The sequence below is a fragment of the Aliiroseovarius sp. YM-037 genome (assembly GCF_048060095.1).
GTDB lineage: Bacteria > Pseudomonadota > Alphaproteobacteria > Rhodobacterales > Rhodobacteraceae > JBLUOA01.
In genome coordinates this window covers 1,849,561-1,870,739 of sequence record NZ_JBLUOA010000001.1, presented here as the reverse complement: position 1 = coordinate 1,870,739, position 21,179 = coordinate 1,849,561, and the positions used below count along the sequence as shown (strand labels likewise).

22 protein-coding genes and 1 other RNA gene are annotated in these 21,179 nt (G+C 59.1%); 11 read left to right on the top strand and 12 right to left on the bottom strand.

Going from position 1 to position 21,179, the window contains the following annotated elements:
* Entirely contained in the window at positions 1–1,011 is a 1,011-nt protein-coding gene (gene bmt / locus ACEWPJ_RS09220; RefSeq protein WP_416512630.1) for a betaine--homocysteine S-methyltransferase, read from the bottom strand.
* Between the two features lie 219 nt (positions 1,012–1,230).
* On the bottom strand, positions 1,231–1,545 hold the full coding sequence (locus ACEWPJ_RS09215; RefSeq protein ID WP_416512629.1) for a DUF1476 domain-containing protein: 315 nt from the start codon (positions 1,543–1,545) through the stop codon (positions 1,231–1,233).
* A 187-nt stretch (positions 1,546–1,732) separates the two neighbouring features.
* Between ACEWPJ_RS09215 and purC the strand changes: the two genes are divergently transcribed.
* The 6 genes from purC to ACEWPJ_RS09185 all read left to right on the top strand — a co-directional run bounded on the left by purC (position 1,733) and on the right by ACEWPJ_RS09185 (position 9,700).
* Positions 1,733–2,494, top strand: coding sequence for a phosphoribosylaminoimidazolesuccinocarboxamide synthase (gene purC, locus ACEWPJ_RS09210; protein WP_416512628.1), 762 nt, complete (start codon positions 1,733–1,735; stop codon positions 2,492–2,494).
* Positions 2,495–2,505: 11 nt separating this feature from the next.
* On the top strand, positions 2,506–2,745 hold the full coding sequence (purS, locus tag ACEWPJ_RS09205) for a phosphoribosylformylglycinamidine synthase subunit PurS (protein WP_416512626.1): 240 nt from the start codon (positions 2,506–2,508) through the stop codon (positions 2,743–2,745).
* Positions 2,746–2,766: 21 nt separating this feature from the next.
* On the top strand, positions 2,767–3,435 hold the full coding sequence (purQ, locus tag ACEWPJ_RS09200; RefSeq protein ID WP_416512625.1) for a phosphoribosylformylglycinamidine synthase subunit PurQ: 669 nt from the start codon (positions 2,767–2,769) through the stop codon (positions 3,433–3,435).
* Positions 3,436–3,480: 45 nt separating this feature from the next.
* Positions 3,481–5,244: a sensor histidine kinase gene (locus tag ACEWPJ_RS09195; protein WP_416512624.1), complete on the top strand. Its 1,764-nt coding sequence runs from the start codon at positions 3,481–3,483 to the stop codon at positions 5,242–5,244.
* Between the two features lie 8 nt (positions 5,245–5,252).
* Complete coding sequence (locus tag ACEWPJ_RS09190; RefSeq protein WP_416512622.1) at positions 5,253–6,584, top strand: sigma-54-dependent transcriptional regulator; 1,332 nt, start codon at positions 5,253–5,255, stop codon at positions 6,582–6,584.
* A 452-nt stretch (positions 6,585–7,036) separates the two neighbouring features.
* Complete coding sequence (locus tag ACEWPJ_RS09185) at positions 7,037–9,700, top strand: Rne/Rng family ribonuclease (RefSeq protein WP_416512620.1); 2,664 nt, start codon at positions 7,037–7,039, stop codon at positions 9,698–9,700.
* Positions 9,701–9,752: 52 nt separating this feature from the next.
* Here the strand turns inward: ACEWPJ_RS09185 and ACEWPJ_RS09180 are convergent, their stop codons facing one another.
* Positions 9,753–9,995: a sulfurtransferase TusA family protein gene (locus ACEWPJ_RS09180; RefSeq protein WP_416512618.1), complete on the bottom strand. Its 243-nt coding sequence runs from the start codon at positions 9,993–9,995 to the stop codon at positions 9,753–9,755.
* Between the two features lie 109 nt (positions 9,996–10,104).
* Here ACEWPJ_RS09180 and ACEWPJ_RS09175 point away from each other — a divergent pair, with 109 nt between their 5' ends.
* The 4 genes from ACEWPJ_RS09175 to ACEWPJ_RS09160 all read left to right on the top strand — a co-directional run bounded on the left by ACEWPJ_RS09175 (position 10,105) and on the right by ACEWPJ_RS09160 (position 13,904).
* Positions 10,105–10,857 (top strand): cytochrome c biogenesis CcdA family protein, encoded by a 753-nt coding sequence (locus tag ACEWPJ_RS09175; protein WP_416512616.1) that lies wholly within the window; start codon positions 10,105–10,107, stop codon positions 10,855–10,857.
* A gap of 58 nt (positions 10,858–10,915) precedes the next feature.
* Positions 10,916–12,130, top strand: coding sequence for a hypothetical protein (locus tag ACEWPJ_RS09170; protein ID WP_416512614.1), 1,215 nt, complete (start codon positions 10,916–10,918; stop codon positions 12,128–12,130).
* Positions 12,127–13,479 (top strand): cytochrome P450, encoded by a 1,353-nt coding sequence (locus tag ACEWPJ_RS09165; RefSeq protein ID WP_416512612.1) that lies wholly within the window; start codon positions 12,127–12,129, stop codon positions 13,477–13,479. Before ACEWPJ_RS09170 ends, ACEWPJ_RS09165 begins: the two co-directional genes overlap by 4 nt.
* Before the next feature lie 173 nt (positions 13,480–13,652).
* Entirely contained in the window at positions 13,653–13,904 is a 252-nt protein-coding gene (locus ACEWPJ_RS09160) for a hypothetical protein (protein ID WP_416512611.1), read from the top strand.
* 9 nt (positions 13,905–13,913) lie between these two features.
* On the opposite strand, the gene ACEWPJ_RS09155 is transcribed toward ACEWPJ_RS09160, so the two are convergent.
* From ACEWPJ_RS09155 to ACEWPJ_RS09115, 9 genes are all read right to left on the bottom strand, one after another.
* Positions 13,914–14,132, bottom strand: a complete 219-nt coding sequence (locus ACEWPJ_RS09155) for a ribbon-helix-helix domain-containing protein (protein ID WP_416512610.1) — start codon at positions 14,130–14,132, stop codon at positions 13,914–13,916.
* Positions 14,129–14,305, bottom strand: coding sequence for a DUF4169 family protein (locus tag ACEWPJ_RS09150; RefSeq protein WP_416512608.1), 177 nt, complete (start codon positions 14,303–14,305; stop codon positions 14,129–14,131). The genes ACEWPJ_RS09155 and ACEWPJ_RS09150 overlap by 4 nt, the downstream gene beginning before the upstream one ends.
* Positions 14,302–15,696: a class II fumarate hydratase gene (gene fumC / locus ACEWPJ_RS09145; protein WP_416512607.1), complete on the bottom strand. Its 1,395-nt coding sequence runs from the start codon at positions 15,694–15,696 to the stop codon at positions 14,302–14,304. The genes ACEWPJ_RS09150 and fumC overlap by 4 nt, the downstream gene beginning before the upstream one ends.
* 115 nt (positions 15,697–15,811) lie before the next feature.
* The gene (locus ACEWPJ_RS09140) at positions 15,812–16,282 is read right to left on the bottom strand and encodes an SspB family protein (RefSeq protein WP_416512605.1); all 471 of its coding nucleotides are present in this window, start codon (positions 16,280–16,282) and stop codon (positions 15,812–15,814) included.
* A 108-nt stretch (positions 16,283–16,390) separates the two neighbouring features.
* Positions 16,391–17,635: a chromate efflux transporter gene (gene chrA / locus ACEWPJ_RS09135; protein ID WP_416512604.1), complete on the bottom strand. Its 1,245-nt coding sequence runs from the start codon at positions 17,633–17,635 to the stop codon at positions 16,391–16,393.
* Entirely contained in the window at positions 17,635–18,447 is an 813-nt protein-coding gene (locus ACEWPJ_RS09130; protein WP_416512603.1) for a chromate resistance protein ChrB domain-containing protein, read from the bottom strand. The genes chrA and ACEWPJ_RS09130 overlap by 1 nt, the downstream gene beginning before the upstream one ends.
* Before the next feature lie 126 nt (positions 18,448–18,573).
* Positions 18,574–18,999 (bottom strand): ester cyclase, encoded by a 426-nt coding sequence (locus ACEWPJ_RS09125; RefSeq protein ID WP_416512601.1) that lies wholly within the window; start codon positions 18,997–18,999, stop codon positions 18,574–18,576.
* Between the two features lie 88 nt (positions 19,000–19,087).
* Positions 19,088–19,439, bottom strand: a transfer-messenger RNA (tmRNA) gene (ssrA, locus tag ACEWPJ_RS09120).
* A 131-nt stretch (positions 19,440–19,570) separates the two neighbouring features.
* On the bottom strand, positions 19,571–20,311 hold the full coding sequence (locus tag ACEWPJ_RS09115) for a FadR/GntR family transcriptional regulator (protein ID WP_416512599.1): 741 nt from the start codon (positions 20,309–20,311) through the stop codon (positions 19,571–19,573).
* 64 nt (positions 20,312–20,375) lie between these two features.
* Between ACEWPJ_RS09115 and ACEWPJ_RS09110 the strand changes: the two genes are divergently transcribed.
* Positions 20,376–21,179: a DUF2182 domain-containing protein gene (locus ACEWPJ_RS09110; protein WP_416512597.1), complete on the top strand. Its 804-nt coding sequence runs from the start codon at positions 20,376–20,378 to the stop codon at positions 21,177–21,179.

Genomic DNA, 21,179 nt, shown 5'->3' with positions numbered 1-21,179 from the left:
TTAGCGCGCGCGGCGGCGATTGCGCCGGGGGGCAACCGTATCGTCGCCCGTGCCATCCGACGCGGAAGAAAACGCACCAAGCGCTGCAGTGATTTGATCCAGCGTTGGCCGCGCGCCGGGTTCGTGCGCCTCAAGCCGGGCACGCATTTGTTCCAGATGCGCAGGGGTCGTGCCGCAGCAGCCGCCGATGATCGTCGCACCGCAATCGCGGGCAAGGCAGGCATAGTCGCCCATCAGCGCAGGCGTTCCATCGTAATGGATATGTCCGTCGACGTATTTCGGAATGCCTGCGTTGCCTTTGGCGACGATCGGTATTTCGGCGCCTTGCGCGGCGAAACCCAGCACCGTGCGCAGCAGGTCCGATGCACCGACGCCGCAATTCGCACCGAAGGCCAGCGGCTTGTGGGGCAGCTTGTCGACCAGATCCACCAGCGCGGCGGAAGTCAGGCCCATCATCGTGCGGCCCGCGGTATCAAAGCTCATCGTGCCGCACCAGGGCATGTCGGCTTTTTGGAATGCTTCGGCCGCCGCCTTGAATTCTTCGGGGGCCGAGATCGTTTCGAGCCACAGCACGTCCGCGCCGCCCTCTTTCAGCGCTTCGGCCTGTTCATGGAACATCTCGACCGCCCCGGAATAGGTTAGGGAGCCCATGGGTTCCATAATCTCACCGGTCGGGCCGACTGACCCGGCGACAATAACATCGCGCCCTGTGGCGTCGGCGATTTCACGGCCAATTTCGGCGGCGGCGCGGTTCAACTCTCCGACCCGACCTTGCGCGTCGTGAAGTTTCAGGCGCGAAGCATTGCCGCCGAAGCTGTTGGTCAGAAACAGGTCGCTGCCCGCGTCGACGGAACCTTTGTAGAGCGCACGGATCTTGTCCTGCTCGGTCACGTTCCAAAGCTCTGGCGCGTCACCGGACATCAACCCCATATTAAACAGGTTGGTCCCGGTGGCTCCGTCCGCAAGAATCCAGTCGCGGTGTGTCAGCATTGTTGTCAGCGCGTCGGCCATCTGTCTGCCTTTCCGGTCAATGCCGGGCAAAGCAACGCACCCGTCCGGCGTGTGCGCAATGCCACGGGTATCGCCCAGAGGCAATTGCGAATTCCTCATAATGAAGTTGAGCGGCGTCGTATTCCAGATGTCCGATAAGACAGGATCAGCGACAAAACCGCCCGAAAATGAAAAACGCGCACCAATGGGTGCGCGTTCGGTGGGTGTCAGGCGTAACGCCTATGCTTCGTCAAGAAGCTGGCTTTTCGCGACTTTCAGCAATTGTGCGATCTTTTCGCGGATTTCGGCCTCTGTCGCCTTGTCGCCCAGATCGCCCGCTACCTTGCGCACGACGTCTTCGTGGCCGGCCTCTTCAAAATCGCTTTTCACGACCTCAACCGCATAGGCGTCAGCGTCGGCACCGCTTTTGCCGAGCAGTTCGGCGGCCCACAGACCCAAAAGCTTGTTCCGGCGCGCTTCGGCCTTGAACTGCATTTCAGCATCGTGGGCGAATTTGTTTTCAAACGCGTTTTCGCGATCGTCAAAGGTGGTCATGTCGGCCTCTCTCAGATGGGTATGGTCGCTTTTCTACAGATATGACCTCGCCGGACCCGTGCTGCAAGGCATAATCGCCGGAAAGCGGGCGGCAAGGCGCCCCATGTTCTTGCGACGGAAGGGGGCATGGCGTATAGGGCGCGGGACGGGACGGGGACTCATCCCCTCCGCACATTCCGGAGTCCGCATGGCACGTCGCAAAAAGCTTTACGAAGGCAAGGCCAAAATCCTTTATGAAGGCCCAGAGCCGGGAACGCTTGTTCAATACTTCAAGGACGACGCGACCGCGTTCAACGCCGAAAAGAAGGACGTGATCGACGGCAAGGGTGTGCTGAACAACCGGCTGAGTGAGTTCTTCATGACCGGGCTGACATCTATTGGCGTTCCGAACCACTTTATGAAGCGTCTGAACATGCGCGAACAACTGATCCGCGCGGTTGAGATTGTGCCGCTTGAGGTCATCGTTCGCAACGCCGCCGCCGGGACGATGGCAAAACGGCTGGGTATGGAAGAAGGCACCGCGCTGCCGCGCCCGATTGTCGAGTTCAGCTACAAAGACGACAGCCTTGGCGATCCGCTCGTGCCTGAGGAATATATCATCGCGTTCGGTTGGGCGAGCCAGCAGGATTTGGACGACATCGTCGCGCTGGCCTTGCGGGTGAACGATTATCTGTCAGGCGTCATGTATGGCGTCGGCATCAAGCTGATTGATTTCAAAATCGAAATAGGCCGGATTTGGGAAGGGGACTTCATGCGGCTGATCGTGGCAGATGAAATCAGCCCGGATAGCTGCCGCCTGTGGGACATCGAAACCGGGCGTAAGCTCGATAAAGACGTGTTCCGCCGTGATCTAGGCGATCTGGCGGATGCCTATACAGAAGTTGCCCGCCGCCTTGGGGTCATGCCGACCAACGTGACCCACGCCGTTAAGCCGACCATCATCAACTGAAGGAATTGCCGATGAAAGCCCGTGTTCAGGTCATGTTGAAAGACGGAGTGCTCGACCCTCAGGGGGAGGCTGTGCGCCATGCCCTTGGTGCATTGGGATTTGACGACGTAACCGGCGTTCGCCAGGGCAAGGTGATCGAACTTGATCTGGCTGAAACGGATAAGGCCCGCGCCGAGGAAAGCGTGACCAGCATGTGTGAAAAGCTGTTGGCGAACACGGTGATTGAAAGCTACCGGGTTGAGATTGACTGATCTGCTGAAGGAACGCGTTTTATGAAAGCTGCCGTCATCGTCTTTCCGGGGTCGAACTGCGACCGCGACCTTGCCACCGCGCTGACAGAGGCCGATGCCGATGTGCAGATGGTCTGGCATAAGGATACATCGTTGCCCGATGGTCTTGATTTCGTGGGCGTTCCGGGTGGGTTTTCCTTCGGCGACTACCTGCGCTGCGGTGCGATTGCGGCGCAATCGCCGATTTGCCGGTCCGTCGTCGAATTTGCGAATAAGGGCGGCTATGTCTTTGGTGTCTGCAACGGCTTTCAGGTTTTGACGGAAACCGGATTGTTGCCCGGTGCACTTCTGCGCAATGCGAACCTGAAATATATCTGCAAGACGACTCCTCTAAGAGTTGAAACGACCGACAGCGCCTACACCCGTGGCTATGATGCGGGGCAGGTGATTGATATCCCGATCGCGCATCACGATGGCAACTATACTATTGATGAGGCTACGCTTTCCCGGCTTCGCGGCGATGACCGGGTCGCGTTTTCGTATGATCAGAACCCGAATGGATCAACCGCCGACATCGCAGGCGTCCTGTCCGAAAACCGCCGCGTGCTTGGCATGATGCCGCACCCGGAACGCGCCTCTGACGAAGGCCATGGCGGCACGGACGGGGCGGCGCTTTTCCGCGCGTTGACAGATGCGCTGGTAACGGCCTGATTTCTTTGGCTTGAGCCGCGGCAGCGCACGGCGTAGATTTGCCAAATGACTGCTGCCGATAACGCGCCTCCAAGACTACCGAGTCAGGTTCGCCTTTCCCGTCGCCTTCGGGCTGCGATCGGTATTCTCATTATCGCGGCGGTCGGTGTTGTCTGGTTCACCAATCTTTTCCTGACCGAGAGGTTCACCGAAAGCACCCGCAACCGGGCGGAGCTTCGGCTTGCGCTTTATTCCGGCAACCTGCTGAGCGAGTTGAAGCGGGCCTCCATCGTTCCGCAATTGCTCGCCCGCGACCCGGCATTGATCGGCGCACTGAACTCGAACGACTATTCGCAATCGACCCAGCGTTTGATTTCATATCTTGAGGAGATTGGCGCGGAATCGCTGCTGCTTCTCGACAATGATGGCAGGACCGTTGCTGCGACCGATCGGAACCTGATCGGATCATCTCATCGGACCAGCGCCTATTTCGTGAACGCCGTTCGGTCCAACGATACGGTGTTCACGACCGCCGAAAGTGATCGGGGCGTGACGGATTTCACCTATTCCCGTCGCGTGGAAATGGGTGGGCGCAACATCGGTGTGATCGTCGTCAAAGTCGATCTGCGAAAGTTTGAGGATTCCTGGGCCGGTATTTCCGACGCTGTGATGGTCACGAACAGTGAAGGAGAGATCATCCTGTCGACCGAACCGCGCTGGCGCGGGCTGACCGAAGCCGAAGCGCTTGAGGTCCGATCCGCCCCTTCCGCGATTTCGCGGGCGATTCAGGCAACGACGGATTGGACGCCACTGCCGCCCGACGCCTACCTTCAGGGTGAGGCTGTGATGCGCCTAGGCACACGTATTCCGTTCCAAGGGTGGCAGATCACGTCGTTCACAACCTATGCGTCGGTCCGGGCGCGGGTGAACGGGGTTCTTGCGCTTGAGATCATGGGCTTCGCGATCCTCATGGCGCTGACGTTTTATTTGCTGTCTCGCAAGGCTCAGTTGCGGTCGATGGTGTTCCAGCAAGAGTCGGCGGACCTTCGCCAGCTAAACCAACGTCTGCAGCGGGAAATTGCCGAACGCGAGAAGGTCGAAAAGGACCTTGAAGTCGCCGAACAAACGCTCGCGCAATCCTCAAAACTCGCCGCCTTGGGTGAGATGTCAGCGGCGGTCAGTCATGAGTTGAATCAACCGCTCGCCGCGATGAAAACCTACCTTGCCGGGGCCAAGCTGCTGCTGCAACGAAAGCGCCCCGACGAGGCGCTATCGTCGTTCCAGCGGATCGACGATCTGATCTCTCGTATGGGCACGATCACCCGCCAACTAAAAAGCTATGCCCGCAAAAGTGGTGATGCGTTTGAGCCTGTAGATACAAGGGCTGCGGTCAGTTCCGCCCTGTCGATGATGGAGCCGCAACTGAAAAGCCGGAAGGTCGAGATCATTACGACCTTGCCACGCGAAACCGTGTTGGTCATGGCCGACCGCATCAGGCTGGAACAGGTGATAATCAACCTGCTGCGCAACGCGCTTGACGCGACGCAATCCGCCGATGAACCAAAGATCGAAATCCTACTGTCCGCCGGAGAGACGGCGACCCTGACCGTCCGCGACAACGGGCAGGGGATCGAAGATCTCGATAACCTGTTTGAACCGTTTTATACCACCAAGCAGCCCGGCGACGGCGTCGGCTTGGGGCTTGCCATTTCCTCCGGGATCGTAAACGACCTTGGTGGACGTCTGACCGCCCGGAATGGGGCGAACGGGGGGGCTGTATTCGAAATGCAACTCCCCATATTGACCGATGAAGTAGAAGCAGCCGAGTGAGGCCCGAAATGGCGCAGGCCATGAAAATTGCGATCGTTGATGACGAAAAAGACATGCGGCAGTCGATCAGCCAGTGGCTGGCCCTGTCCGGGTTCGATACCGAAACCTTCGCCAGCGCCGAAGATGCGCTGAAGGGGCTAAGTTCGGATTATCCAGGGGTTGTCGTCAGCGACATCAAGATGCCCGGCATGGACGGAATGCAATTCCTGAAAAAGCTGATGAGCGTTGATAGCGCGCTGCCGGTCATCATGATTACCGGCCACGGCGACGTTCCGATGGCTGTTGAGGCGATGCGTGTTGGCGCGTTCGATTTCCTCGAAAAACCGTTCAACCCCGACCGGATGACGGAGCTTGCCAAGCGTGCAACACAGAACCGGCGTCTGACGCTCGACAATCGCGCGCTGCGCCGCGAGCTGAGCGACGGGTCGACCATCATGAAGAAGTTGATCGGCGCGTCGCCGGTGATGGAGCGTCTGCGTGAAGATATCCTTGATCTGGGGCAGGCTGACGGTCACGTCCTGATCGAAGGCGAAACCGGGACGGGTAAATCCTTGGTCGCCCATGCGCTGCACGCAGTTGGAACGCGCGCAGGCAAGAAATTCTCTCTCGTGTCTTGTGGCGCATATGAAGACGAGGTGCTGATCAAAAAGCTATTCGGCCCGATGGAAGAGGGCGGAGAGCAGCCGCTGGTCGAAGAAACCCGAGGCGGCACGCTGGTGCTTGAAGATATCGAGGCGCTGAGCCATCAGGCGCAGGCGCGGCTTTTGACCTTCATCAACGATCAAGGCAGCCCCGCCGAAACCCGCGTGGTCGCGATCTGCAACCTGCAAGAACAGGACAAGACATGCGAAGACGCGCTGCGCCCTGATCTGTTCTACCGCCTTGCCGCCATGAAAATTACTATCCCGCCACTGCGTCAGCGGGGCGAGGATGTGCTGATGCTGTTCACCCGCCTGAGCGAACAATTCGCTGACGAATATGGCTGCGAAGCCCCCGATGTCAGCGCGCAAGAAGCCGCGCAATTGCTGCAAGCCCCGTGGCCCGGCAATGTGCGTCAGTTGATTAACGTGGCCGAGCGTGCGGTGCTGCAAAATCGGCGTGGATCGGGCACGATTGCCAGCTTGCTGATGGCTGACAACGAAGAAGTGCAGCCGGTGATGACGACCGACGGCAAGCCGCTGAAAGAGTATGTCGAAGCGTTTGAACGGATGCTGATCGACAACACGATGCGGCGCCACAAAGGCTCTATCGTCAACGTGATGGATGAGCTTTGCCTGCCGCGCCGGACCCTGAACGAAAAAATGGCGAAATACGGCCTGCAACGGTCCGACTACCTGTGACCCAATGATTGCTGGCCCCTGAACGCAGGGGCCGACATCGGAAACGCCGTTCCACACGCGAGACGGCGTTTTTCCCATTGTCATTTGCCGATCTTCGCCCTTATGTTGAGCAGACGTTCCTTCACGGTCGAAATCCGCGATTGAGCCGAAAAGTTTTGATGTTTCCGAGAGATCACTAGGGAATCGGGTGGGCTTGGAAACACACCGAAATTTGGTCGAAAGACCTGATGTTTGCCCGCGAAGCCGAACCCGGCCGGGCGCTATAACGGGTGCCCGCACGGGCATCGGAGAAGAAACGCGATGAGACGCGACAACACGAATGGACACGACAGGCGGAGAGGTTTCTCTGCCGGTGCGCTATTCGACGCAGCTCATATCGCCCAAACACGTCACCTCAATCACACTGCGGCCCCACCAGGGCGTGGTGCTGCATTCAGGTGCAAAGAGTATTCATGGCTAAGAAAATGCTTATCGACGCCACCCACGCTGAGGAAACTCGCGTCGTGGTGGTTGACGGAAACAAGGTCGAGGAGTTCGATTTTGAATCCGAAAACAAACGCCAGCTTGCTGGCAACATCTATCTTGCAAAGGTAACACGGGTCGAACCGTCGCTTCAGGCGGCGTTTATTGACTATGGCGGCAATCGCCACGGGTTCCTTGCGTTTTCGGAAATCCATCCGGATTACTATCAAATCCCGGTCGCCGACCGCGAAGCGCTGCTTGATGAAGAGCGCGCCTACGCCGAAGCGATGCGCGAGGAGGACGAGAAACCTGCGCCGAAGAAACGCAGGGGGCGCGGTCGTGGCAAAGCCAAGGCCGAAGATGTGAAATCGGACGACGCGGTTGAAACGCAAGACGTCAACATCAGCGGCATGGATGTCGTCGATCTTGATGAAGAAGCGGCTGCGGAGGCGCCGGAAGGCAGCTCTCCGATGGAACTCGTTGCGGAGACGCCGGTAGAGACTCCGGCGGCGGACGAGGACACGGAAATCGAGGTTGCGATCGACGAAGACCCCGACAGCGATGACGACGACGAAGAATCGCTGCCGGACGCCACAGAACGCGATGATGAGATTGAGTCCGTCGCGGATGAAGATGTGACCGAAGAAATTCGCCGTCCCCGCAAGCCGCGACCGAAGCGCTACAAAATCCAGGAAGTCATCAAGGTCCGCCAGATTTTGCTGGTGCAAGTGGTGAAAGAAGAACGCGGCAACAAGGGTGCCGCGCTGACCACATATCTGTCACTGGCCGGACGTTACTGCGTTCTGATGCCGAACACGGCGCGGGGCGGCGGGATCAGCCGCAAGATCACCAACGCCGTTGACCGCAAGAAGCTGAAGGCAATCGCGAACGAAATTGACGTGCCGCAAGGGGCCGGGCTGATCGTCCGCACCGCTGGCGCGAAACGCACGAAAACCGAGATCAAGCGCGACTACGAATACCTTCAGCGTCTTTGGGAACAAATCCGCGAACTGACGCTGAAATCCATCGCGCCTGCGAAGATCTACGAGGAAGGCGACCTGATCAAGCGGTCGATCCGTGATCTTTACAACCGCGACATCGATGAGGTGTTCGTCGAGGGTGAAACCGGCTACCGCGTGGCCAAGGACTTCATGAAGATGATCATGCCGTCCCACGCTAAAAACGTGAAACACTACAACGACCCGATGCCGCTTTTCGCGCGCTATCAGGTGGAAAGCTACCTCGCCGGGATGTTCAACCCGACGGTGCAGTTGAAATCCGGTGGCTATATCGTAATCGGCGTGACCGAAGCGTTGGTAGCAATTGACGTGAACTCTGGTCGGGCGACGAAAGAGGGCTCAATCGAGGAAACGGCGACCAAAACCAACCTTGAGGCCGCGGAAGAGGTGGCTCGCCAGTTGCGCCTGCGTGACCTTGCGGGCCTCATCGTCATCGACTTCATCGATATGGATGAACGCAAGAACAACGCCGCAGTTGAGAAAAAGCTGAAAGACAAGCTGAAAACCGACCGTGCGCGCATTCAAGTCGGGCGCATTTCCGGCTTTGGCCTGCTTGAGATGAGCCGCCAGCGCCTGCGCCCCGGTATGATTGAGGCGACGACCCAGCCCTGTAGCCATTGCCACGGAACCGGTTTGCTGCGCTCGGACGACAATCTTGCGCTATCTGTTCTGCGACAGTTGGAAGAAGAAGGCGTGCGCCGCCGCTCACGCGAGGTTTTGTTGAAGGCGCCTGTGGGCATCGTCAATTTCCTTGTGAACACCAAGCGCGAACACGTTGCCCAGATCGAAGCCCGCTATGGTTTGTCGATCCGCATCGAAGCGGACCCGTTCCTCGTGAGCCCGGATTTTTCAATCGAGCGGTTCAAGACGGCAACACGGGCCGTGCCCGAGGCGTCAGCGCCGGTCGTTTCTGTCGATATGTCGATCATGGATAAGGTCGATGAGGATGAAGATACAGCCGATGATGTGACGGCAACCGCGCCGGAGCAGGACGAAAACAACGAACAGCCGAAGAAACGCCGGCGTCGGCGTCGGCGGCGTGGTCGTGGTGGCCGCGGCGGCGATGATGCGGAGCAGAACAACGGTGTAGATGCGTCCGCAAAGGCTGACTCGGAGACCGACGAGGCTGCCGAGAAGCCCGCAGCAGAAGAGAAATCGGACGACGCCAAGGATCAGGTAGCGGCAGAAGCCGAGACTGCAGAGGCACCGGAAGAAAAGCCGAAGAAAACCCGCAAACGGGCACCGCGCAAGAAAGCCGCCGAAAAGGAAGCGGAGGCATCAACAGATGCAACCGCGACCGAAGACGCGGCTGTGGCGTCGGAGGAGGCTCCGGCCAAGCCGAAACGCAAGCGCGCGCCGCGCAAGAAGGCCGTTGCCGCATCGGACACCCCGGATATTCCCGACAACACGCCGGTCGAGAATCCGAACGATGCGCCGCCCGAAGCACCGCCCGCTCCGCCCGCTGAATCGCCGGTAGAGACACCGCAGGAAACGCCGCCAACCCCGCCGCGCGAGGTTCCGGCAGAGCCGCCAAAGCGCGCCAGCCGCAAAGCCGCGCAACCCGCGCTGGCCGAGGCTGAGGGTGCTGACGCGTCAAAGCCGAAGCGCCGTGGCTGGTGGTCAATGGGCCGATAAACTGCGAATTCGCGAGAATTCTGGAAACGCCGGGGCGAAAGCCTCGGCGTTTTTAGTTGGCAGGGGCGTTTTTTCGGATCAGATAGGCAGGGCCGTCCGCGTCGTCCGTTGGGGGGGCTATCAATTCATTGCCCGATTCCGCGCAGTAATGCGGGACATCGACAATCGCCGCCGGATCGTCCGCCAGAAGACGCAGAACTTCGCCCGGTTTCATCGACCTCAACCGCTTGCTTGCCTTCAAAACGGGCAGGGGGCAGCGCAGCCCGGTCGCATCGATTTCGTCGTCCCATTGCATAGGCGCGACATAGGCGCGCGATTGCGACTTGTCCACGGGAATGTGACATTGTCCCCCCGTGACCCCTCCGTTCGGATGGCGTATTGCAGGGAAAACGAAGGACGACTGAATGTTCGGAATTGATCTGTTTGACGCCTCGCTTGTCCCATCGCTGATTGTCGCGGTGCTGGGTGGGCTGTTGTCATTCCTCAGCCCCTGCGTTTTGCCGATTGTGCCACCATACCTGGCCTATATGAGCGGGATCAGCATCGGCGAGATGGGGGCAGAGGCCGCCGCGCGTCGCCGCGCCCTGCTGTCGGCTGTCTTTTTTGTTCTGGGTCTTTCGACGGTTTTCATCATCCTTGGAGCGACTGCGTCGGCATTCGGAAAGTTCTTTCTGCAAAATCAGGAATGGTTCGTCACACTGTCGGGGATCGTCGTGATGATCTTTGGCGCGCATTTCATCGGTGCCTACCGGATCGGCATTCTTGACCGTGAAGTGCGCGTTGATGCCGGGGATCGCGGCGGGTCGGCCTTTGGGGCGTATGTGCTCGGCCTCGCCTTCGCGTTTGGCTGGACGCCCTGCATTGGTCCGCAGCTTGGCACGATCCTGTCCATTGCGGCGCAGGACGGATCCATCGGGCGCGGAACATTCCTGCTGGGCGTTTATGCGCTTGGCCTTGGTATTCCGTTTCTTCTGGTTGCCGCGTTCTTCCCCCGCCTGACGGGGGTCATGGCGTGGATGAAACTGCATATGGAGCGGATCGAACGGATCATGGGTCTGCTGCTGTGGACCGTTGGCCTGATGATGGTGACGGGCAAGTTCACTGATCTGGCGTGGTGGCTCAACGAAACCTTCCCGATCCTGCAACGTTTCGGCTGAATTGGCTTAAACTCGCGCCGCTCGTCCGCTAGGCTCTGGCGAAAGTGCGGGCGGGGCGATGGCATCAACGGTGAAACAAGGGGCAGTCAAACGACGGCGGGTGTTCTACATCCCCGGCTATGATCCCTTTCCGCCGCGCCGCTACCGAGAGCTTTATCGCAAGGAAAGTGCGCTTCAGGCCGAAATCTCCGGTTACGACATTTCAATAGCGCCAAACCCGGACGGAGAAAACTTCGGTTGGAGTGTCGATGCGATGATCGATGGCGTTCAGACCAAGACCGAAGTTGAAGTGCTTGTCTGGTCCGACATTGTGCAGCGGTCGATGAGCGCGTCGATCTTCGTCACCTATGTTCGGTTGGTGAAGACGTCGTGGATCTACACCCGCTCCGGCGCATTGTTCAGGTTGGCCAAGACTCGCAAGGGGCCGGTGATCGCGGCGCTTTATCCGATATTCATGCTTTTGTTGCAGTTGGCGGTGGCGCTATTGATCGGGTGGGGGATCGGCGCGGTGGTGGCCTTGTTGCATCCGATGCTGGGGTGGGTCGCGGCTGGCCTGACGATAATCATCTTGCTCCACTGGTTTCGCAAACTCGACGGTAAGATATTTGCCTACTATCTGATGCAGGACTACGCCCATTCCGCGCAGCATGACGGCGCGACCCCGCCCGCCTTGGCAGAGCGGTTGGGAGAGTTTCAAAACTACGTCACAGATTCCTTGCGGTCCGACGTGGATGAGGTTCTGATCGTCGGGCATTCGTCGGGCGCGCATCTGGCGGTGATGATGTTGACGGCGATGCTCCGGTCCGGGCGGGTGCCGGCGGATGGGCCGGTGCTTTCCTTTCTGACGTTGGGCCATGTCGTGCCTATGGTGTCGTTCTTACCCAAGGCGGATTGCCTCCGCCGGGATTTGCGGGAAATGTCCGAACAAGCCCTCATTCCGTGGGTGGATGTGACCGCCCCGGGCGACGGGTGCGCGTTTGCCCTATGCGATCCGGTGGCCGTGACAGGCGTTGCGCGTGAGGCAAAGAAATGGCCGTTGGTGTTCTCCGCTGCATTTACCCAGAGCCTGAGTGCGGAGCGTTGGGCGTCGCTGCGTTGGCGGTTCTTCCGTCTGCATTTTCAGTATCTCTGCGCGTTTGATCGGCCGCGGGACTACGATTATTTCCAAATCACCGCCGGGCCAAAGACCCTTTGGGACCGCTATCGCGACCGCGTGCCGTCACGGTCCCGTCTGGAAACGCCCTTGTCGGGCTATCGTTCGGTGGCCGAATGAAACCGCCAAAACCGGAAACACGACCCGACAAGGTCTCGCTTCTGCGTTACATGCGGTTGTTTCGGCGGGATATCTTGTCGGCGCAGCCGGCAAAGCTATACCGCGCGTGGATGGCGGAGTTTCGCACGCCCTTTTTCCGCTCCTATCTCATCAACCAACCGGAGTTGATCGACGAGGTGTTGACAACCCGCCCGGATGACTTTCCGAAATCAAACCGGATCGGGGAAGGGTTGCGCCCGCTGCTTGGTAATTCGGTTTTTCTGACAAATGGGGAGGAATGGAAGCGGCAGCGTCGCATCATCGACCCGGCCTTTGAAGGTGGGCGGCTGCGCGATACATACCCGGCCATTTGGGCGGCGGCGGAATCCGCAGTCGCGCGGCTTGACCAGAAAATCGGCGCTGGCCCCGTCGAGATTGAAGAAGAGATGAGCCACGCCGCCGCCGATGTCATCTTCCGAACGCTGTTCTCCATTCCCATCGAACATCATGTGGCGCGTCAGGTGTTTCAGCAGTTTCGCGACTATCAACGGACGCAGCCGATCCTGAACCTCGCCGCGTTTATCCCGCTGCCTCGCTGGATGCCCCGGTTTCATCGTCGTCGCGCGACGGCCGCAGCCCGATCAATCCGGTCACTGATCGGTCAACTGACGGCGGAACGGATGGAGGCCATTCAGGCGGGCAGGGCGCCGGATGACCTGGCGACCAAGATCATGACGACGCCGGACCCAAAGACCGGAGAGGTCTTTTCGACCGACGAAATGATCGATCAGGTTGCGATCTTTTTTCTGGCAGGGCACGAAACCAGCGCATCAGCGCTCGCTTGGGCGCTCTACCTTGTCGCGCAGTTCCCGGAATGGCAGGACAAGTTGGTGGATGAGGCACGGGCGCTTGATGACCGGGCCGACGGTGAAATGCCGAAACTGCCGCTAAGCCGGGACGTGTTTCGCGAAACACTGCGGCTTTATCCGCCCGTCCCGATGATGGTGCGACAGAACCGCTGCCCCGAAACGTTCCGCGACCGACCGGTAAAGAGCGGTAGCCAGATCGTCATCAGCCCGTGGCATTTGCATCGGCATGAACGGCTTTGGGACAAGCCTGACGATTTCGACCCCGCCCGATGGAAAACCGACAACGGTCGGCAATGCGCGCGGGACGCCTACATACCATTTTCCACCGGCGGCCGAGTGTGCATTGGGGCTGGCTTTGCGATGGTTGAGGGGCCGCTGATTTTGTCGATGATCCTGCGGCGATTCCGAATCGGTTTGGCGAAAAATCGCGCACCGATTCCGGTCGCGCACCTCACCGTAAGGTCAAGCGAAGGAATTTTGCTGGACATCTTGCGTCGGTGACGTGGCGTCACAAAGATTCGTCCGACTCAGGTAATTTACTGAAAAGTAAACAAAATCCTAATTGACTGTGCTTTTTTGTGACACCTTTTCGCCTGAATTCCCCCTCCTGCCAGCATTTTTGTTGGCTATTTTTTGCCTATGAGCGAATATTAGCCGATACCGAGGAGGCCTGGATGTCTGCAACCACCTATGCCAACGGCAAAACCGAACGACCGCTGCTGAGAATTGCTATCCCGTCTTGGGGCTTTGCACGCCGCGCTGCTGCGCGCCAAGAAGCCGCCGGACCGCTAGCCACGCGTGAAGAGCTTCAGCAGCTTTTTGGCACCGAATTGTCGCGCACCTCGCGCGTTCGTCTTTCGTCTTTGGAACGGAGCGAGCTGCAGAAAAACGCAGCCCTGCGCAAAGCGCTTTACGACGACGTCTAAGCTGTCTGCCTACCGGCTTTTGTAGTAATCCAATACGAACAGCCGGATCGCGGACGCGAGGCCAATATCCGCGCCACGCGCCGCATCAATCTCCGCAGCCAGCGCATTGATCGGTTGTCCGCGCGACTCGGCGATTTCCCTGAACGAAAACCAGAATTCATCCTCCAGCGATACGCTGGTGCGATGGCCGCTGAGCGTCAGAGAGCGTTTGACCGGTCGCGCGGTCATTCGTCCCGCCGATGATCTTCGATGTGCCGGCGTGCCTTGTCGGCCTCGGATTTTTCCTGCGCCCGCTGTTCTTTCGTCCGGCCAAATTTGATCGCATTCTCTTCCGCCCGGACCCTGGCCGCCTGCCGTGCCCGGTCTTTCCGGGCGCGGTTCAGGTTGATCGGTTGGCTCACGCCTTGGGGCCGATCATATTTTCGGGGCGAACCACGCGTTCGAAGGTTTCTTCATCCACGAAACCCAGCGCGATGGCTTCTTCCTTCAGCGTTGTCCCGTTCTTATGCGCGGTTTTCGCAACGGTCGTGGCGTTGTCGTAGCCAATCGTCGGGGCGAGCGCGGTGACAAGCATCAGCGATTCCCGCATCAGTTTTTCGATCCGATCCGTGTTAGCACGGATACCCACAACGCAATTGTCGGTGAAGGCAACCGCCGCGTCGCCCATCAACTGCATGGATTGCAGCACGTTGTAGGCCATCATTGGTTTGTAGACGTTAAGTTCAAAATGCCCCTGCGATCCGGCAAAGCCCACCGCCGCGTCGTTGCCGAAAACATGGGCGCAAACCTGTGTCAGCGCCTCGCATTGCGTCGGGTTCACCTTGCCGGGCATGATGGAACTGCCGGGTTCATTTTCCGGCAGCATCAATTCGCCCAAACCGCAGCGGGGGCCAGAGCCGAGCAAACGGATATCGTTTGCGATCTTGAATAGGCTGGCGGCGACGGTTTTCAGCGCGCCGGACATCTCAACCATCGCGTCATGTGCGGCGAGGGCTTCGAATTTGTTGGGCGCGGTCACAAACGGCAGATCCGTGATGCGGGCCATGTTCGCCGCGACTTTTTCGCCCCAACCGGGTTTGGTGTTAAGCCCCGTTCCGACGGCCGTCCCGCCTTGGGCGAGTTCATAGATCCGGGGCAGGGCGGTTTTCACCCTCTCAATCCCCATTGCGACCTGATGGGAGTAGCCCGAGAACTCCTGCGCCAAGGTCAGCGGGGTTGCATCCATCGTGTGGGTGCGGCCGATCTTGATGATTCCGTCGAACTCCTTGACCTTTTCGGCCAGCGCTGCGTGCAGTTTCTCAAGCCCCGGCAGCAGCACGTCGCGGGCGGTCATCGCCGTCGCGATGTGCATGGCCGTCGGGAACGTGTCGTTGGAGGACTGTCCCATATTGCAGTGATCGTTGGGGTGAACAGGCTCTTTCGATCCGATTGTGCCACCCAGTATTTCAATCGCGCGGTTCGCAATCACCTCGTTGGCGTTCATGTTGGACTGCGTGCCAGAGCCGGTTTGCCACACGACGAGCGGGAAGTGATCGTCAAGTTTGCCCGCGACGACTTCGCCCGCTGCCTGGACAATCGCATCGCCCTTTTCTTTATCGAAGCCGCCAAGGTCAATATTCGCCTCGGCGCAGGCCTGCTTGATAACGCCGAGCGCATGCACGATGGCGATCGGCTGGCGTTCCCATCCAATCGGGAAATTCTTCAGCGAACGCTGTGTTTGCGCGCCCCAATACTTGTCGGCGGGAACGTCAAGCGGGCCAAAGCTGTCGGTTTCTGTGCGGGTCTGGGTCATCCGGATTCTCCTGAAGAAGTCGCGGTCTTTCTACCCGGCTTCGTGCGAAATTCAATGCGATATACAGTGGTATACGATGTTTGGTGCGCGACCAATTGCCCGAATGGGCGGGGGCCTACTTTCGGAAACTGTCGAGGCTCACGACCTCCGCGTCTTGCGGAATCTCCTCTTCTTCCTCGGCTTCGGTCATCGGTGCCTCGGGAATATCATCGTTACTTGCGTCTTCTGAATCGTCCTGCGTTTCGAACCTCAGGCCGAATTCGACCGATGGATCGACGAAGGTTACAATCGCATCATAGGGAATATAAAGCGGCTCTGGCTGCTCGCCAAAGTTGAGCGTTACGGAAAACCCTTCATCCGTTACGTCAAGATTGTCGAACCAGTGCTGCATCACGACGGTCATCTCGTCCGGGTAGCGATCCGACAGCCAGTCGGCGATTTCAACGTCGGGGTGTAGCGTGTCGAACGTGATGAAAAAGTGGTGTTCGCCCGGCAGGCCATGCTTGGAAACGTCTGTCAGGACTTCCTGAATCAGCCGCCGCATGGCGCGATGCATCAGGTTTCCATAGTCGATTGTACTAGACATAAGGCCAACCTCAGTATCGGGGGCGTCGGGTGAACGTGAATTCAACATACGGGATTCGATGCGGGCGGCAAGGGTGCGCCCGAGAATTTCCCGAACGCGCCGCTGCGATCAGATCATACTGAGCGCAGCAGCCGCCGCCGCGCATAGGCCAAGCACAATCGGCAACCCCTGATGGAGTCGCAGGATCAGATAGGCCGCGACGATGGCGAGGCCGATGGCAGTCGGCTCAACGCTCGAAAGCTCTGGCACGGGGGCGCGGAGAGGGCCGAACTGCCGTTCCGTCACATTCGTAAAGAAGACGTGGATGCCAAACCACACGGACAGGTTCAGGATCACGCCGACCACGGCGGCAGTGATGGCGCGAAGGGCGGAAGACAGCCGAGGCCAATGCGCCAACCAGTCAATAAAGGGTGCGCCGACGAATATCCAAAGGAAGCACGGAACGAACGTGACCCACAGCGCAACCGCCGCCGCCGCGATGGCGAGCGCCACGCCACCAATGCCAAACCCGGCCTGAAAGCCGACGAACTCCGTCACCAAAATAAGCGGGCCCGGCGTCGTTTCGGCAAGACCGAGGCCATCAACCATCTGCGCGGTTGACAGCCAGCCTTTATCTTCGACAACCTCCTGAGTCATATAGGCGAGTACCGCGTAGGCGCCGCCGAACGTTACGACGGCGAGTTTGGAGAAGAACACGCCCACCTGCGTCAGAAACGTCGCGCCGGATGCCCAAAGAACGACGACCGGTGCCCACCAGATTGCGAGCCACGTCGCAATCGTCGGGATCGGCAGGCGCAAGCCGCTTGGCGGTGCGGTGTCATCCCCAGTTGCGGTGAAATATCCGAACAATCCAGCGAGCAGGACGATCAGCGGGAAGGGCAGGTCGAAGAAAAATATCCCGATGAAGGAAAGCGCCGCAAGTATCCAATGTGCTGTGCCTTGCAGTGCCTTCTTCGCGATGCGAAGGAGCGCTTCGATCACGATCACGATCACGGTGGCTTTGACGCCAAGGAACAACGCTTCGACCAACGGAACGGAGCCGAACAGCGCGTAGCCGAGGCTGAGCGCGAGGACGACCAGAGCACCGGGAATGACAAACAATAGCCCCGCGATCAGCCCACCTAGCACACCTTTCAGCCGCCACCCTGCGTAGGTCGCAAGCTGCATCGCCTCAGGGCCGGGCAGCAACATGCAGAAGGAGAGGGCGGAGAGGAATTTCTCCTCATCCAGCCAGCTCCGTTCCTCCACCAATTCGCGGTGCATCAGCGCGATCTGCGCTGCGGGACCGCCGAAAGAAAGCACCCCGATCCGTGCGAATACGCGGGTGAGGTCAGATAACGATAGCTCTGTCATTAGGTGCGGCCCGTGGGCCAATCATGGCCCTCGTCAAACCCGTCGCGCGCCCAGCGGTAGAGCGCGTCGTAAAGCGCCATGCCCGCATTCAACTGTGCGATATCATCGCGGTATTGCCGGGACAGCCCGACCGAAATCGCGAGCAATCCGGCGGCGGCAGAGTGCAGGTCATGGCGGTTTGTGTCGGCGCCCCGGATAACCTCAGCCAGCCGCATCAATGGCTCGGACTGCAGCTGAAACTCCTCAAGCATGGTATCAAAGCTGCATTTGTCGCCGCGATGGCTCCAGAACACTCCGTCGATGTCAAACGGGGTTGCGCCGTAGCGGTCGGCAACGCCTTCAACCTCGGACGGGGAGACAAACAGGAACCGCGCATCGGGATCAACGAAGCGGCGGATCAGCCAGGGGCAGGCGATGCGGTCGATTTTTGGTCGGTGCCGCGTCACCCAGAGGGTGCTGCCGCCTACGGGCTCGGGAACCGCCGACGCGGGGATTCGCATCGTGCCTTTGGCGTCCCGCCAACCATACATGCCGCCGGACAGATATTCAGCCTCCAGCCCCTCAGTCCGCAACCACGCGACGAGCCCTTGACTAAGCTTGATCCCCTTCTGGCAGGTAACGACCGACCGCCGCCCATCCAGCCTCCCGATCAGGCCGGGCAGATCGGTATGTGGGTGTCGGAACGATCCGGGGATAAGGTAAGGATCATCCGCGAAGTCGGGATCGATCGATATATCGACAATCACCGGACAATCCGGTGTGCCGACAAGGCGAAGCAGTTGGCTTACAGAAATTTCGTTGGGCGCAGTCATGGCATCCTCCCGTCAGGGTTAGGGTTGGATGCGAAACTTGGGCTGACGCCTCACGGGGCGTTCGCGCGGCCCCATGGGCGCATATTGGGCAATGGGCCATGCCTGAGTCAATCGCTTCGTCGGGGGTCAGGCGATCGGTTCGCCCATCAGGCAGATTTCAAATGTGCTTTCCGGCAAAAGGCCGAGCTGTTCAAACAGACCGATTGAATCGAAATGATTATAGCTTTCTACCAGAACACCATCCGCGATTTTCGCGACCGTCTGGCCGGAGAACATCACCGGCTTGTCGGTGTTGCGATCCGTGGCAGCGACAGAGATCACCGCCGCGACCCAATCGCCGTTTTCGACGAACCGCCCGATTGTAACCTTAGCCTTGCCGACGAGCTGCAGCATAGCGGCGGCGAACGCCTCAAACTCATCCGGGCCGACATGAGCGTCGTCGACCAAGCCGCGGGCCAGCGTGTCGGGCTTGAACATTTCGGCGATTGCGGAAAGGTCTTCTTCTTCCCAAACGCGCTGATACCACGTTTCAAGAAACTGCCGTTTGTCCATTCTGAGCCTCGCCTGACGGTTTGAAACTGACCGAAGCCTAGGCCGACAAAGTTAAGCGGACGTTAGTTGAACACGGATTTCTTGGGAAAGTGCAGGCTTCTGTTGCCAGGTGCCTGCGAACCCCGCCTTACGCGGCTAGGCGCAAGGGCTTAGTTTTCGGCGACCCGAACTGCTTACGCAGCCAGAGCCATAGCCGGAGCTTTGTTGTCATTTGCAACTAGCTTTTGTGAACCGATAACGGTGGTATCCCGCCGAGACAAAGCTAACCCCTTTAGACGTCCGTCGATCCTATTTCGGCCCCATGATCCCCAAATGAAGGATGTTTGGTGGAGCCGCCGGGTACCGCCCCCGGGTCCGATCCGCTTATTACGAGCGCGTTTATGTCCATAGTCCCGAAGGACAGACCAGACATAGGCGGTTGGCTTGGGAATCTCAAGGGGTGATGGTTGGGGTGTCGTCGGTCGTTTCCGATTGCAGCATCGGCATAATTAGATTTTATAACAATGCGCTACGATGGGTATCTAACCTGAATCCGGTGCCACTGCTCAGCCAAAAATTTGCCGATGTTGCCCTAAGCATTCGATCTCGCCGCCGCACGGCTGGCAAGAACACTCGCCGCGAGAGCTTGGGTTTCCTGCTCCAGCGCTGTCAGGGCGGCGCTTGCGGCCCCCCCATCCCGGCGCTCGACCGCATCCGCGATGTCGGTATGAAGCGCCACGATCCGGGCGCGGTCGCGGGCGGTGAAGGTGATCATGTTCATCAGCGGCTCAATCGCCTCAACCGCTCCGGCAAGCTGATAGGACAAAACCGGATTTCCCGCACCGTCGACAAGCGCCCGGTGAAACGCGACGTCTGACGCACAAAACGCCTCATCCGACAGGCCGGGTTGGCTTTGCCGATGAATTTCGGCCCGCATCGTGGCGAGGTGATCGCTGCTTCGCCGGGCGGCGGCCAGCGGCGCGCAGGCCCGTTCCAGAACGAAACGCGCTTCGCATGCCGTTTCGAAATCGACGTCGTTCATCGATAGCAAAAGGGTAGAGGTCGTGATTTGATGACCATAGGCGTCTTCGAAGCGCAATCGGTTCACAAAGGCACCGCCGGTCGCGCCGCGTTGGGTCCGTATAAGGTTCTGCGCCGCAAGCCGTTTCAGCGCTTCGCGCACGGTAGAACGGGAAACTCCGAACTGCTCGGTCAGTTCTGCCTCGGACGGCAGGCGTTCATCGACGATTAGCTCGCCGGAAATAATCGCGGTTTTGATCGCTTCGGCGATCTGAACGGACAGGTCGGTTTTCTTTTCTGTGTCTTTTGCCATGAAATTCATTTGTCAGACAATTAAAAGTCTGACAATTGTACGCGCAAGTATTCGGGAATCATAGATGCAGCGACTCGGCCAAATTAGATGGATCACCAGCGCGCTTTGGATCGCGGTTTTTGCAGGGATTCTGCTGTCGTGGTGGATGATGTATTCGATGGCCGTGGACATGGACCTTGACCTGATCGGGCGGCCCGGTCCGATGGGCGAGGCCATGCGCAACATGGACCCGCGGATGGACATGTATATGCCCATGGCCACGTTCGGGCCGCTGTTCGGCATGTGGGCCGTCATGATGGCAGCGATGATGCTGCCGACTCTGGTCCCAACGCTGCGGGCCTATGACGATCTGATCGCCAGCGCCAACGGCACGCCGATGGGGTGGCTTGGTGTTTTGCTGGGATACGCGGTGATGTGGGTCGGATTCGCCGCGCTGATTACCGCTGTGCAACTGGTCCTGCTGTTTTCCGGTATCGTCGATATGCTGGGGATCGCGACGTCGACTCTGTTCGCCGGGGCGTTGCTGATCGCGGTCGGCCTTTTCCAGTTCACCCGCATCAAGGATATTTGCCATGGCGTCTGCCACAGCCCGATGTCCTATTTCCTCGGCCACTGGCGGACAGGATTTATTGGAGGGCTGCGCATGGGACTCGGGCTTGGCGCGTTTTGCGTCGGCTGCTGTTGGGGGTTCATGGCGCTCGGCTTTGTCGGCGGGGTGATGAGCCTTCTTTGGATGGGCCTCGCCACGCTGTTCATGGTGGTCGAAAAGCTGCCGGATATCGGACGATACGTTACAAAACCAATGGGTGTGCTGCTGATCGTGGGCGGCGTCGCGGTCATGGTCGCACCCCTTATACTGAAAGGATAA